A 12,603-nucleotide genomic window follows, 5' to 3' on the forward strand; every position below is an offset into this window, starting at 1 on the left:
TGGGGGGATGCCTGCGCCTGCGGCGCGGCAGCAGACTCTCCACCGACATCGATCCCGGAAGGATCCGCCATGGCCGGAAGCAACGAAGGCATCATCGACCCGCCCATCGACGCCCTGCTCGACAAGGTCGACTCGAAGTACCAGCTGGTCATCTACGCGTCCAAGCGTGCGCGCCAGATCAACGACTACTACTCCGACCTTCACGAGGGCAACCTGTTCGACAACGTCGGTCCGCTCGTCGACTCGTCGGTCGAGGACAAGCCGCTGACGATCGCGATGCACGAGATCCACGAGGACAAGCTGCGCCTGCGTTCGCTCGACTGATCCGGCGGTAGACCCGTCACATTTCTGCCCGCGGCAGCCGGATGTCGGCCGCCGCGGGCAGAATCGTCTCCGTCCCGATCCCGCCCCGTTCCATCACACAGGGAGCCCCGATGAGCCAGCTGCGCCTGTTCACGTCCGAGTCCGTCACCGAGGGGCATCCCGACAAGATCTGCGACCAGATCTCCGACAGCATTCTCGACGCTCTGCTGACGGTCGATCCCGGCTCGCGCGTCGCGGTCGAGACCCTCGTGACGACCGGGCTCGTGCACGTCGCCGGCGAGGTTCGCACCGACGGCTACGCCGACATCCCCGGCATCGTCCGCGGCGTGGTCAACCGCATCGGATACACCTCGAGTGAGACCGGGTTCGACGGCGACTCGTGCGGTGTGACGGTGTCGATCGGCGAGCAGTCCTCCGATATCGCCGCGGGTGTCGACAACGCCCTCGAGCACCGCGAGCAGGGATCGATCGACCCGACCGATGCGCTCGGCGCGGGCGACCAGGGAATCATGTTCGGCTACGCCACCAATGAGACCCCGCAGCTGATGCCGATGGCGATCTGGACGGCGCACCGCATCGCCGAGCGCCTGACGTCGGCCCGTCGCACGGGCGCGCTGCCGTTCCTGCGACCCGACGGCAAGACGCAGGTGACGCTCGGCTACGAAGGGGCCGTGCCCCGGACGGTCGAGACCGTGGTCCTCTCGACGCAGCATCAGCCCGATATCTCCCTCCCTGCGCTGCGCGCCGCCGTGCAGGCAGAGGTCATCGAGCCCGTCCTCGCAGAGACCGGCCTCGATATCTCGGACGTCGAGTACGTCATCAACCCGGCCGGTCCCTTCGTCGTCGGCGGGCCCAAGGGCGACGCGGGCCTGACCGGTCGCAAGATCATCATCGACACGTACGGCGGGGCCGCGCGGCACGGGGGAGGAGCTTTCAGCGGCAAAGACCCGTCCAAGGTCGACCGCTCCGCCGCCTACGCGATGCGCTGGGTCGCAAAGAACGCCGTCGCCGCAGGGCTCGCCGACCGCCTCGAGGTCCAGGTCGCGTATGCGATCGGGCGTGCCGCTCCCGTCGGTCTCTACGTCGAGTCGTTCGGAACGGGCCACGTCGCCGACGAGGTGATCTCCGCGGCGATCCGCGACGTGTTCGATCTCCGACCGCAGGCGATCATCGACCGTCTCGACCTGCTGCGGCCGATCTACGCGAAGACCGCCGCCTACGGCCACTTCGGCCGGGAGCTGCCCGAATTCACCTGGGAGCGCACCGACCGCGTCGAGGAGTTGCGCGCCGCAGCGGGGCTGTGAGCGACGCGCCCCGGCGGGTCGCTCGAGTGCTCATCGATTCGCCGCTGCCGCAGCTCGACCGTCTGTTCGACTACGTCGTGCCCGACCTCCTTCGCGAGGCAGCGATGCCCGGTGTGCGGGTGAAGGTGCCGCTTCGCACCGTCGGGCGCACCGTCGAGGGCTATCTCGTCGAGCTCGGCGACGAGACCGACGGCGATCGGCCGCTGTCGGAACTCGAGGAGGTCGTGTCGCCCGTCGAGGTGCTGCCCGAGCGGCTCTACGCCCACGCACGTCGCGTTGCCGACCGGGCCGCGGGGTCGGCGAGCGATGTCCTGCGGCTGGTGATCCCGAAACGGATGGTGCGGGCCGAGAAGGCGTGGGCCGCCGCCGGGCCGCCCGAAGCCCCCGTCGTGAGCGCCGACGCTCTCGCCTGGGCGCGCGAGACCGCTGCCGCGTATCCCGACCTCGAGAGCGCTGTCGCCGGCGGCGAGCGCGTGGCCGTCGACGCTCCGCCGCGCCCGGCCGACGATGTCCCGGCGTGGGCGGAGCTTCTGGCCGCGCTCGCGGTGCTCACGCTCGCGCAGGGCAGGAGCGCAATCGTCGTGGTTCCCGATCACCGCGACGAGGCTCACGTGCTGGCCGTCCTCGCCCGTCGCGTCGACGACGCCGCGGTGGTGCGGGACGACGCGCGCCGATCCGGCCCGGAGCGTTACGCCGGATATCTGCGTCTGCTGGCGGCGGTGCCGTGCATCGTGGTGGGCAATCGGTCGAGCGTGTACGCGCCCGCTCACGATGTCGGCGCGGTCCTCCTGTGGGACGACGGCGACCCGCTGCTTGCTGAGCCGCTGAGCCCGGGTGTGCACGCGCGCGACGCCGCGCTCGTCCGGCAGGAGCTCCAGGCATGCGCGCTGGTCTTCGCCGGGCTGACGCGCACGACCGACGTCGAGCGTCTCGTGGCACTGGGCTGGGTGCGCGACATTCCGGCTCGCCGCCGCGAGAGCCCCCGGGTCGTGCTGTCGGCGACGCGGGAGGGCGAGTCGCGGGGCACGCGCGTCCCCTCGGCTGCGTTCGCCGCGGCGCGCGAGGCGCTGACGCACGGCCCCGTCCTGGTGCAGGTCGCGCGCCCCGGGTACGCCCCGGTGCTGGTGTGCGCCGACTGCCGCACGCCGGCGCGCTGCGCCCAGTGCGCCGGACCGCTGCGCGCGCGTCGTCCGGGCGCCGTGCCCGAGTGCGCCTGGTGCGGACGAGCCGCTCCCGCGTGGGCCTGCTCCTCCTGCGCATCCCAGCGCCTGCGGATGGCGTCGTCGGGGAGCGAGCGGACCGCCGACGAACTCGGACGCGCGTTCCCGAACACCCGCGTCATCGTGTCCGACGGCGAGCATCAGGTCACCCACGTCGATGCGAGACCCGCCCTCGTGATCGCGACGCGCGGCGCGGAGCCGTTCGCCACCGGCGGGTACCGGGCCGTCATCCTGCTCGACGGCGATCGGATGCTGATGACCGAGCAGCTGAGGATCGCCGAGGCGTGTCTGCGCTGGTGGTCCGATGCCGCGGCTCTCGCGGCACCCGGCGCTCCCGTGCATCTCGTCGGTGTGGCCGGGCCCGCTGCGCGCGCGCTCGCGACCTGGACGCAACCGGCGTACGCCCGAACGGAGCTCGCCGAGCGGGCCCCGCTCCACATGCCGCCGACCGTCCGCGTCGCGGCGGTGGAAGGAACCGCGGCAGCCGTCGCCGAAGCGATCGCGCAGCTGCGGGCCGATGTGCCGGCGCTGACCGAGACATCGATTCTCGGGCCCGTGGCGCGCGAGGACTCGGTCCGCGCGCTCGTGCGGTTCGAGTACGCGCTGGGGCGCGCGGTGGCCGAGTCGCTTCGGGCGTCGGTCGTCGCTGCGGCGCTGCGGGGGCGGCGTCGGCGCGGGGCGCCGTCAGGACAGCGCAATACACTCAGAGTACGTCTCGACGTGCCCGATCTCGATCTGTGAGGAGCGCCATGCGCATCGTCTTCGCCGGGACCCCGGAACCCGCCCTGCCATCGCTCAGACGACTCGCCGCGTCGCGGCACGAGATCGTGGGCGTCGTCACGCGCCGCGATGCGCCGCTCGGGCGCAAGCGCGTGCTGACGCCGTCGCCGGTCGGATCTCTCGCGGCCGAGCTCGGCCTGCCGGTGCTGAAGACCGACCGGCTCGATGCCGAGGCGACCGAGACAATCACGTCATGGGGCGCCGACCTCGGCGTCATCGTCGCGTACGGCGGACTCGTGCGCGAGCCGCTGCTGTCGGCACCGCTTCACGGGTGGATCAACCTTCACTTCTCACTGCTGCCGGCCTGGCGAGGCGCCGCGCCCGTGCAGCATTCGCTCATCGCGGGCGACCGGGTCAGCGGCGTGAGCGTGTTCCAGCTCGTCCCCGAGCTGGACGCGGGCGATGTCTTCGCACAGACCCGACACCCGGTGGATCGCGGAGCCACCGCCGGTGACCTCCTGGCGGCGCTTGCCGACCTCGGCGCAGACACCCTCGCGGATGTCGTCGACGCCATTGCCGACGGCGCCGCGAATGCCGTCCCGCAAGCGGGCGAGGCGTCCCTCGCGCCCAAGCTGACGCTCGCCGACGGACTCCTCGATTTCGCGCTGCCCGCCGATACGGTGCTCGATCGCTTCCGCGGTACGACCCCCGAGCCCGGTGCGCACACCACCATCGCCGGTCAGCGGCTGAAGGTGCTGGCGGCACGCCGCGGACCGGATGCCCCGCTCGCTCCGCGCGAGATCCGCCTCGTCGGCAAAGACGTGCTCGTCGGAACCGCGGACGGAACGATCTCGCTCCTGTCGGTGCAGCCCGCGGGCCGCGGCGCCATGCCGGCTCCCGACTGGTGGCGAGGGCTGCGCGTCGAGAGCATCGAGGCGGGTTCGTGAACCCCGCACGTCGCGTCGCGTTCGACGTGTTGCGCGCCGTGGCCGACTCCGACGCGTACGCGAACCTCCTCCTGCCGCAGGAGCTCCGGCGGGCGGGACTCAGCCCCGCCGACGCCGGCCTCGCCACCGAGCTGACGTACGGCACTCTGCGCCGCCAGGGAACCTACGATGCGATCATCGAGCAGGCATCGGGGCGCTCGATCGACACGATCGATCCGCCTGTGCGCGACGCGCTGCGCCTCGGCGTCCACCAGCTGCTCTCGACGAGGGTCGCGTCTCACGCCGCGGTGAACGAGAGCGTCGAGCTCGTACGGCGCGCGGGGGCGGCGAACGCGGCCGGCTTCGCCAACGCGGTCCTGCGGCGCATCGCCCGGGACAACCCGGGGGACTGGCTGCAGCGGGTGGATGCCGGTGCTCGATCCGACGACGAGCGGCTCGGCCTGCGCTTCTCCCACCCGGTGTGGGTCATCCGCGCGTTCCGTCGGGCGCTCGCGGCCGAGGGCCGTGCAGAGGAACTCGACGAGCTGCTGGCGGCCGACAACGTCTCGCCAAGTGTCACCATGACTGCGCTTCCGGGCCTCGCAGACCTCCCGGCCGACCGGACGCGGACCCCGTACTCACCGCTCGGCTTCCGCCTCGACGGCGGCGACCCCGAGCCGCTGGTGCGTCGCGCGGAGGGCCGCATCCGCGTCCAGGACGAGGGTTCCCAGCTCGCGGCGCTCGCGCTGTCGCGCGCGCTCCCGGTCCGCGGCGGTGAGCGCTGGCTCGATCTGTGCGCCGCGCCGGGCGGCAAGACCGCTGTCCTGGCCGCCGAGGCCCTGGCGGGCGGGGCCGTGCTCGAAGCCAACGAGATCTCGCCTGCGCGCGCACGTCTCGTTCGATCCTCGGTCGCCGGCGTTCCGCTCGAGGTGCCGGTGTCGGAGGAGGACGGGCGCGAGCGTGCCGGCCGAGGTCGTTATGACCGCATCCTCGTCGATGCGCCCTGCACGGGGCTCGGCGCGCTCCGTCGCCGGCCGGAGGCTCGCTGGCGCAAGAGCCCCGCGGATGTCCCCGATCTCAGCGCCCTCCAGCGCGAACTGCTCTCCGCCGCCGTCGCAGCGCTGGCCCCGGGCGGGCTCGTGGCTTATGTGACCTGTTCCCCGCACCTCGCCGAGACCGCGGTGGTCGTCGCCGACGTGCGAGCCGCCCACCCCGATCTCCGGGAGCTCGATGCCCGCGAGGTCGTCCGGGCGGTCAGCCGGGGAGACATCGACCTGCCCGACCAGCAGGACGGGTCGGGCCGCGCTCAGCTGTGGCCGCACCGGCACGGCACCGATGCGATGTCCATCACGCTCCTGCAGAAGCCGTGACCGGCGATAATGGGGGCGTGAGCGACGCCGACGCCCTGCGCATCAACCCCAGCATCCTGGCCGCCGACTTCGTGAACATGCAGACTGAGCTCGGCCGCATCCGGTCGGCCGACTTCGTGCACGTCGATGTCATGGACAACCACTTCGTCCCGAACCTGACGTTCGGGCCGCAGATGGTGGAACGGATCCAGGCCACGAGTCCCGTTCCGCTCGACGTCCACCTGATGATCTCGGATGTCGACCGCTGGGGTCCCGGCTACGCCGAGCTCGGGGCGGCGAGCGTCACCTTCCATCTCGAGGCCGCCACGGATCCCGTCGCGCTCGCCCGCCGGCTGCGGTCGATCGGCTCGCGTGCCGGCGTCGCCGTCAAGCCCGCGACGCCTGTCGAGGGACTCTTCGACGTCCTCGACGAGTTCGACCAGATCCTCGTGATGACGGTCGAACCGGGTTTCGGGGGGCAGAGCTTCATGGCCGACCAGATGCCGAAGCTCCGTCGACTCGCCGACGAGACGCGCCGGCGCGGGTCTTCGGTCTGGCTGCAGGTCGACGGCGGGATCTCCGAGTCGACGATCGCACAGGCGGCCGAGGCCGGAGCCGACACGTTCGTGGCCGGCTCGGCGGTGTTCGGCGCTGCCGATCCGGATGCCGCGATCGCGAGCCTGCGCGACCGGGCCCAGCGGGCGCACCGCCACTGATCCATCGGCCACTGCGGTCGGAGCGCCCGTCGCGGGCCGGTACCCTAGCTAGGTGAAGACGTTCGACGCGCTGTTCGCAGAGCTGACCTCTATCGCCGAAACGCGGCCCGAGGGCTCGGGCACGGTCGCGCAGCTCGACCGCGGTGTGCATGCCATCGGCAAGAAGATCGTCGAAGAGGCCGCCGAGGTCTGGATGGCGGCCGAGTACCAGTCCGACGCCGAGACGGCCGAGGAGATCTCGCAGCTGCTCTATCACCTGCAGGTGCTCATGATCAGCAAAGGTCTGAGCCCCGAAGACGTCTACCGACATCTCTGAGCGACGCCCCGCCCTCCCGCTCCGAGACAGAAAGACCCCCATGCTGCGCATCGCCGTCCCGAACAAGGGATCGCTCGCCGAGACCGCCGCCGAGATGCTGGCCGAGGCCGGCTACACCGGACGCCGCGACTCGAAGGACCTCCACGTCATCGACCCCGTCAACGAGGTCGAGTTCTTCTACCTGCGACCGAAGGACATCGCCACCTACGTCGGCTCGGGTGCCCTCGACGTCGGCATCACCGGTCGCGACCTGCTGCTGGACGCCCGCATGCCGGGCGCACGTGAGATCGAGCGGCTCGGCTTCGCCGGTTCGACCTTCCGCTTCGCTGCGCCGACGGGAACGTTCGCCGACGTCGCCGAGCTCGCGGGCAAGCGCATCGCCACGTCGTACCCCGGACTCGTCGATGCGTTCCTCGACGAGCGCGGGATCGCCGTCGACCTCGTGCCGCTCGACGGTGCCGTGGAGTCGGCGGTGCGCCTCGGCGTCGCCGACGCCGTCGCCGACGTCGTCGAAACCGGCACCACCCTCCGTCAGGCCGGGCTCGAGGTGTTCGGCCCCGAGATCCTGCGTTCCGAGGCCGTCCTCATCGCCGGCCCACACGATGCCGATGGCACCGAGCGGCTGCTGCGCCGGCTCCGCGGCGTGCTCGTGGCGCGACGCTATGTGCTGGTGGACTACGACCTGCCGGCCGCCCTCGTCGACGAGGCCGTCGCGATCGCCGGCGGCATCGAATCGCCCACGATCTCGCCGCTGCGCGACCCCGAGTGGGTCGCGGTGCGGGTGATGGTGCCACGCGCGAGCGTGAACACCACGATGGACGAGCTCTACGCGATCGGCGCACGTGCGATCCTCGTCACCGCGATCCACAACGCGAGGCTCTGACATGACGCTGGCACGCCGCGTCATCCCGTGCCTCGACGTCGCCGCGGGGCGCGTGGTCAAGGGAGTCAATTTCGAGAACCTGCGCGACATGGGCGATCCGGTAGAGCTCGCCCGGCTGTACTTCGAGCAGGGCGCCGATGAGCTGACCTTCCTCGACGTCACCGCGACCGTCGATGGCCGTGCGACGACGTATGACGTCGTCCGTCGCACGGCGGAGCAGGTGTTCATCCCGCTCACGGTGGGGGGCGGTGTGCGCTCGGTCGACGACGTCGCGCGACTGCTCTCGGTCGGTGCCGACAAGGTCGGCGTCAACTCCGCGGCCATCGCCCGCCCCGACCTCATCGGCGAGATCGCCGACCGCTTCGGCGCGCAGGTCCTGGTGCTCTCGCTCGACGTCAAGCGCGCGCCGGGCACGGAGTCGGGCTTCGTCGTCACGACCCACGGCGGGCGCTCCGCCACCGCCATAGACGCCCTCGCGTGGGCGCGCGAGGCGATCGAGCGGGGTGCGGGGGAGCTGCTCGTCAACTCCATCGACGCCGACGGCACCAAGGACGGGTTCGACCTCGAGCTCATCTCGCTGATGCGCGAGGCATCGTCCGTTCCCGTGATCGCCTCGGGCGGTGCCGGAGCGACCGAGCACTTCGTCCCGGCCATCGAAGCGGGCGCGGATGCCGTGCTCGCGGCATCCGTGTTCCACTCGGGCCAGCTCACGATCGGCGACGTGAAGGATGCGCTGACCGCTGAAGGCATCGAGGTGCGGCGATGACCGAGAGCATCGACGAACGCATCGCCCGGGTCTCGTTCGATGCGAACGGGCTCGTCGCGGCGATCGTGCAGCAGCACGACACGCGCGAGGTCCTCATGCTCGCGTGGATGGATGCCGAGGCGCTGCGCCGCACGCTCACGAGCGGGCGCGTGACGTACTGGTCGCGCTCGCGCCAGGAATACTGGCGCAAGGGCGACACCTCCGGCCACATCCAGCTCGTCCGCGGCGCGCGGCTCGACTGCGACGGCGACGCGGTGCTCCTGCTCGTCGAGCAGGTGGGTGCGGCATGCCACACCGGCACCCGGACGTGCTTCGACGCGGACGACCTCGACCCGGTCGTCGCGGTGTCATGAGACGCCGTTCCCGCATGATCGCCGTGCTCGCGGCCGTCGTCGGCGGCGGCCTCGCGGTCATCGGCGCGACGCAGCCGTGGCTCGAGGCGACGCTGCGCGACGGTGCTCAAGCGGTTCTCCCCGTGCCCGGCACCGAGGCGCTTCCGCTCGTCACCCCGCTCGGGCTGGCGGCCCTGGCTCTCGGCCTCGCGCTCTCGATCGTCGGCACGGTCCTCCGTTACGCCTTCGGGGTCATCGGGGTGCTCATCGGCGCTTCCCTCCTCGTCGAGTCACTGCGCATCGCCCTCACCGCACCGCCGGAGGCGGTAGTGAGCGTCGTCGCCGACGCGACGGGCCTGGCGGGGGTCGAGGCGGTCGGAACACTCGTGTCGGCGATCACCGTCACCGCCTGGCCGTGGATCACGGCGGTCGGCGCGGCGGCGGTGTGCGCAGGCGGCGTGCTCACCCTCGTGACGGCACGCTCGTGGCGCAGCACGGCGCGCCGCTACCGCACCGACGCCGCTGCCGAGGCCCGGCGCCCGGGCGGGTCGCGGCCGCATGATTCGCACGATCCGATCGATTCCTGGGATGACCTCAGCCGCGGGTCCGATCCAACCGTCTGAGCCCCGGTAGACTGACCTCAGCCCGAGAAATCCCGCGAAGGAGAACAATGAGCAACATCGGCGACCCCGGCCACGGACACTCCCCGGCGGCGTGGACCGCTGTGGTGATCATGCTCCTGGCGTTCGCGCTGGGCACCCTGTTCTTCTGGCTCGACATGCCGGTGCTCGTCTGGGCCTCCGCGGGTCTTCTCGTCGTCGGCCTGATCGTCGGCTGGGCCATGGCGAAGGCCGGCTACGGCGCGTACGGCGACAAGTACACCCCGAAAGCGCACTGACGTGCTGGCCGGTCTCACGGCCGGCGCCGTCGAGGATGCCGAGGCCCGTGCGGCCGAGCGGCCCCTCGCCGTCGTCGAGCGCGACGCGCTCGCTCAGGCTCCGGCCCGGGACGCCCTCGCGGCGCTCGCGCCCGCCGAGCGGGTCAAGATCATCGCCGAGGTCAAGCGGGCGAGCCCCTCTCGGGGCGATCTCGCCGCGATCCCGGATCCCGCCTTCCAAGCGGCGCGTTATCAAGAGGGCGGCGCTTCCGTCATCTCGGTGCTGACCGAGGGGCGGCGCTTCAAAGGAAGCCTGGCCGACCTCGAGGCCGTTCGGGCGGAGGTGTCGATCCCCGTTCTCCGCAAGGACTTCATCGCAGGCGCCTATCAGGTGTTCGAAGCGCGCGCGGCCGGCGCGGACCTGGTCCTCCTCATCGTCGCCGCGCTCGAGCAGCCGGTGCTGGCCGAGCTCCATGAGCTCGTGCTCGAACTCGGCATGACGCCGTTGGTCGAGACCCACTCGCTCGACGAGGTGCACCGCGCCGCCGACATCGGCGCGCGTCTGGTGGGCGTCAACGCGCGCAACCTCTCGACGTTCGAGCTCGACCGCGACCTCTTCGGCCGACTCGTCGAGCACCTTCCCGCTGACGCCGTGAAGATCGCGGAGTCCGCCGTCCTCACACCCGACGACGTGGCCCATTATCGTCGTGCCGGTGCTGACGCCGTCCTGATCGGCGAGGCGCTCGTGACCAACGACCCGGTGACCACCCTGCACGCATTCCTGGAGGCCGGCGCGTGAGCCTGCGAGAACAGCACGGTCCCTTCTTCGGCGAGTTCGGCGGCCGGTTCATGCCCGAGTCCCTCATCGCCGCGATCGACGAGCTCACGGCGGTCTACGAGTCGGCGATGGCCGACCCGGAGTTCGCGGCCGAGCTGGCGCGCACTCTCGCGACCTATGCGGGTCGTCCCTCGGCGCTGACCGAAGTGCCCCGCTTCGCGGAGCACGCGGGTGGCGCGCGGGTCTTCCTCAAGCGCGAGGACCTCAATCACACGGGCTCGCACAAGATCAACAACGTCATCGGCCAGGCGATGCTGACGAAGCGTCTCGGCAAGACCCGCGTCATCGCCGAGACCGGCGCCGGTCAGCACGGCGTCGCGACGGCGACGGCAGCCGCCCTGTTCGGGTTCGACTGCACGATCTACATGGGCGAGGTCGACACCGAGCGGCAGGCGCTGAACGTCGCGCGCATGCGCTTGCTCGGCGCCGAGGTCGTTCCGGTCACGACGGGGTCGCGCACCCTCAAGGATGCGATCAACGAGGCGTACCGCGACTGGGTCGCCTCGGTCGAGACCACCAACTACATCTTCGGCACGGCGGCGGGGCCGCATCCGTTCCCCGCGATGGTGCGCGATTTCCAGAAGATCATCTCCGAAGAGGCCCGCGAGCAGCTCCTCGCCGAGACCGGGCGGCTTCCGGATGCCGTCGTCGCGTGCGTCGGCGGCGGCTCGAACGCGATCGGCATGTTCGACGCGTTCCTCGACGACGAGGGCGTCGCCCTCTACGGTGTCGAGGCGGCCGGTGACGGCGTCGACACCGAGCGCCACGCCGCGTCGATCGAGCGGGGGCGCCCGGGCGTCCTGCACGGGGCGAAGACCTTCGTGCTTCAGGACGAGGACGGTCAGACGGTCGAGTCCCATTCGATCTCCGCGGGGCTGGACTACCCGGGCGTCGGGCCCGAGCACGCGTGGCTCGCCTCGATCGGCCGCGCGTCGTACATCCCGGCGACCGACACCGAGGCGATGGAGGCCCTGCGGCTGCTCAGCCGCACCGAGGGAATCATCCCCGCGATCGAGTCGGCTCACGCCCTCGCCGGCGCCCTGCGGATCGGGCGCGAGCTCGGTCCCGACGCCATCATCGCCGTCAACCTCTCCGGCCGTGGCGACAAGGACATGGACACCGCGGCGCGCTGGTTCGAGCTGTACGACGACGGCGCCGAGCCGGTGGTCGAGCCCGGACACGACGAAGCCGCATCGGGCGAGGGAGTGGAACTGTGACCTCCCGCGTCGCCGCCGCGATCGACGCCGCACACGCCGAGGGCCGTGGTGCGTTCGTGGGCTACCTCCCGTTGGGCTTCCCCGATCTCGGGACGAGCATCGAGGCGGCCGTGGCGCTGGCCGAGTCGGGCGCCGACGTGCTCGAGCTCGGACCCCCGTACTCCGACCCCGTGATGGACGGCGTCGTCATCCAGGAGGCGACGCAGGTCGCGCTGGCCGCGGGCTTCCGCCTGCGCGACACCTTCACCGCGGTGCGGGCGATCGCGGCGCGCGTCGACATCCCGATCCTCGTGATGACCTACTGGAACCCCGTGCTGCAGTACGGCGTCGACCGCTTCGCCGACGACCTCGCCGCCGCCGGCGGCGCCGGCCTGATCACGCCCGACATCACCCCGGATGCCGCGCCCGATTGGCTTGCGGCATCCGAGCGCACGGGGCTGGACCGCGTCTTCCTCGCGGCCCCCACGTCGACCGACGAACGACTGCGCATGATCGTCGAGGCTTCGACCGGATTCGTGTACACGGTCTCGACGATGGGCATCACGGGGGAGCGGACCGAGCTCGACGCGGCGGCCCGGACCCTGGTCGGCCGGCTCCGCGAGCTCGGCGCGGTCCACGCCTGCGTCGGCATCGGCATCTCCACGCCCGATCAGGTCGCAGGAGTCGTCGACTACGCCGACGGCGCGATCGTCGGAACCGCGCTCGTGCGCGCTCTGCGCGACGGGGGAGTCGCGGGGCTCGCCGACACCGCGCGCGCACTCGCGGCGGGCACCGCCCGCGCGCGCGTCTAGACTTTTCCGGTCGCACGACCGCCG

General features: G+C 71.6%; 15 protein-coding genes. All 15 read left to right on the forward strand.

The window, feature by feature from the left end; translation table 11 throughout:
* Positions 1-69: 69 nt before the first annotated feature.
* The 15 genes from rpoZ (at position 70) to trpA (ending at position 12,579) form a co-directional block, all read left to right on the forward strand.
* On the forward strand, positions 70-324 hold the full coding sequence (rpoZ, locus tag MTS1_RS01030) for a DNA-directed RNA polymerase subunit omega (RefSeq protein WP_023950606.1): 255 nt from the start codon (positions 70-72) through the stop codon (positions 322-324).
* A gap of 110 nt (positions 325-434) precedes the next feature.
* Positions 435-1,628 carry a methionine adenosyltransferase gene (gene metK, locus MTS1_RS01035; RefSeq protein WP_023950610.1) on the forward strand — a complete coding sequence of 398 codons (1,194 nt, stop codon included), beginning with the start codon at positions 435-437 and terminating at the stop codon, positions 1,626-1,628.
* The gene (locus MTS1_RS01040; protein WP_036304571.1) at positions 1,625-3,589 is read left to right on the forward strand and encodes a hypothetical protein; all 1,965 of its coding nucleotides are present in this window, start codon (positions 1,625-1,627) and stop codon (positions 3,587-3,589) included. Before metK ends, MTS1_RS01040 begins: the two co-directional genes overlap by 4 nt.
* Before the next feature lie 8 nt (positions 3,590-3,597).
* Positions 3,598-4,515, forward strand: a complete 918-nt coding sequence (gene fmt / locus MTS1_RS01045) for a methionyl-tRNA formyltransferase (protein WP_023950614.1) — start codon at positions 3,598-3,600, stop codon at positions 4,513-4,515.
* A complete protein-coding gene (locus tag MTS1_RS01050; protein WP_023950616.1) occupies positions 4,512-5,864 on the forward strand; it encodes a transcription antitermination factor NusB in 1,353 nt (450 codons plus the stop codon). The genes fmt and MTS1_RS01050 overlap by 4 nt, the downstream gene beginning before the upstream one ends.
* Positions 5,865-5,881: 17 nt before the next feature.
* The gene (rpe, locus tag MTS1_RS01055) at positions 5,882-6,559 is read left to right on the forward strand and encodes a ribulose-phosphate 3-epimerase (protein ID WP_023950617.1); all 678 of its coding nucleotides are present in this window, start codon (positions 5,882-5,884) and stop codon (positions 6,557-6,559) included.
* 52 nt (positions 6,560-6,611) lie between these two features.
* Positions 6,612-6,875: a phosphoribosyl-ATP diphosphatase gene (locus MTS1_RS01060; RefSeq protein ID WP_023950618.1), complete on the forward strand. Its 264-nt coding sequence runs from the start codon at positions 6,612-6,614 to the stop codon at positions 6,873-6,875.
* Between the two features lie 40 nt (positions 6,876-6,915).
* The gene (hisG, locus tag MTS1_RS01065) at positions 6,916-7,758 is read left to right on the forward strand and encodes an ATP phosphoribosyltransferase (protein WP_023950619.1); all 843 of its coding nucleotides are present in this window, start codon (positions 6,916-6,918) and stop codon (positions 7,756-7,758) included.
* 1 nt (position 7,759) lies between these two features.
* Positions 7,760-8,524, forward strand: a complete 765-nt coding sequence (gene hisF / locus MTS1_RS01070) for an imidazole glycerol phosphate synthase subunit HisF (protein WP_023950620.1) — start codon at positions 7,760-7,762, stop codon at positions 8,522-8,524.
* Entirely contained in the window at positions 8,521-8,877 is a 357-nt protein-coding gene (gene hisI / locus MTS1_RS01075; protein ID WP_023950621.1) for a phosphoribosyl-AMP cyclohydrolase, read from the forward strand. The genes hisF and hisI overlap by 4 nt, the downstream gene beginning before the upstream one ends.
* A complete protein-coding gene (locus MTS1_RS01080) occupies positions 8,874-9,479 on the forward strand; it encodes a Trp biosynthesis-associated membrane protein (protein WP_036304572.1) in 606 nt (201 codons plus the stop codon). Before hisI ends, MTS1_RS01080 begins: the two co-directional genes overlap by 4 nt.
* A 47-nt stretch (positions 9,480-9,526) precedes the next feature.
* Positions 9,527-9,754, forward strand: a complete 228-nt coding sequence (locus tag MTS1_RS01085) for a DUF6704 family protein (RefSeq protein WP_023950623.1) — start codon at positions 9,527-9,529, stop codon at positions 9,752-9,754.
* 1 nt (position 9,755) lies between these two features.
* The gene (gene trpC / locus MTS1_RS01090) at positions 9,756-10,532 is read left to right on the forward strand and encodes an indole-3-glycerol phosphate synthase TrpC (protein ID WP_023950624.1); all 777 of its coding nucleotides are present in this window, start codon (positions 9,756-9,758) and stop codon (positions 10,530-10,532) included.
* Positions 10,529-11,788, forward strand: coding sequence for a tryptophan synthase subunit beta (trpB, locus tag MTS1_RS01095; protein ID WP_023950626.1), 1,260 nt, complete (start codon positions 10,529-10,531; stop codon positions 11,786-11,788). Before trpC ends, trpB begins: the two co-directional genes overlap by 4 nt.
* Positions 11,785-12,579: a tryptophan synthase subunit alpha gene (gene trpA, locus MTS1_RS01100; protein ID WP_023950628.1), complete on the forward strand. Its 795-nt coding sequence runs from the start codon at positions 11,785-11,787 to the stop codon at positions 12,577-12,579. The genes trpB and trpA overlap by 4 nt, the downstream gene beginning before the upstream one ends.
* The last annotated feature ends 24 nt before the right edge of the window (positions 12,580-12,603 follow it).

This window comes from Microbacterium sp. TS-1 (genome assembly GCF_000509385.1).
GTDB classification, from domain to species: Bacteria; Actinomycetota; Actinomycetes; order Actinomycetales; family Microbacteriaceae; genus Microbacterium; species Microbacterium arborescens.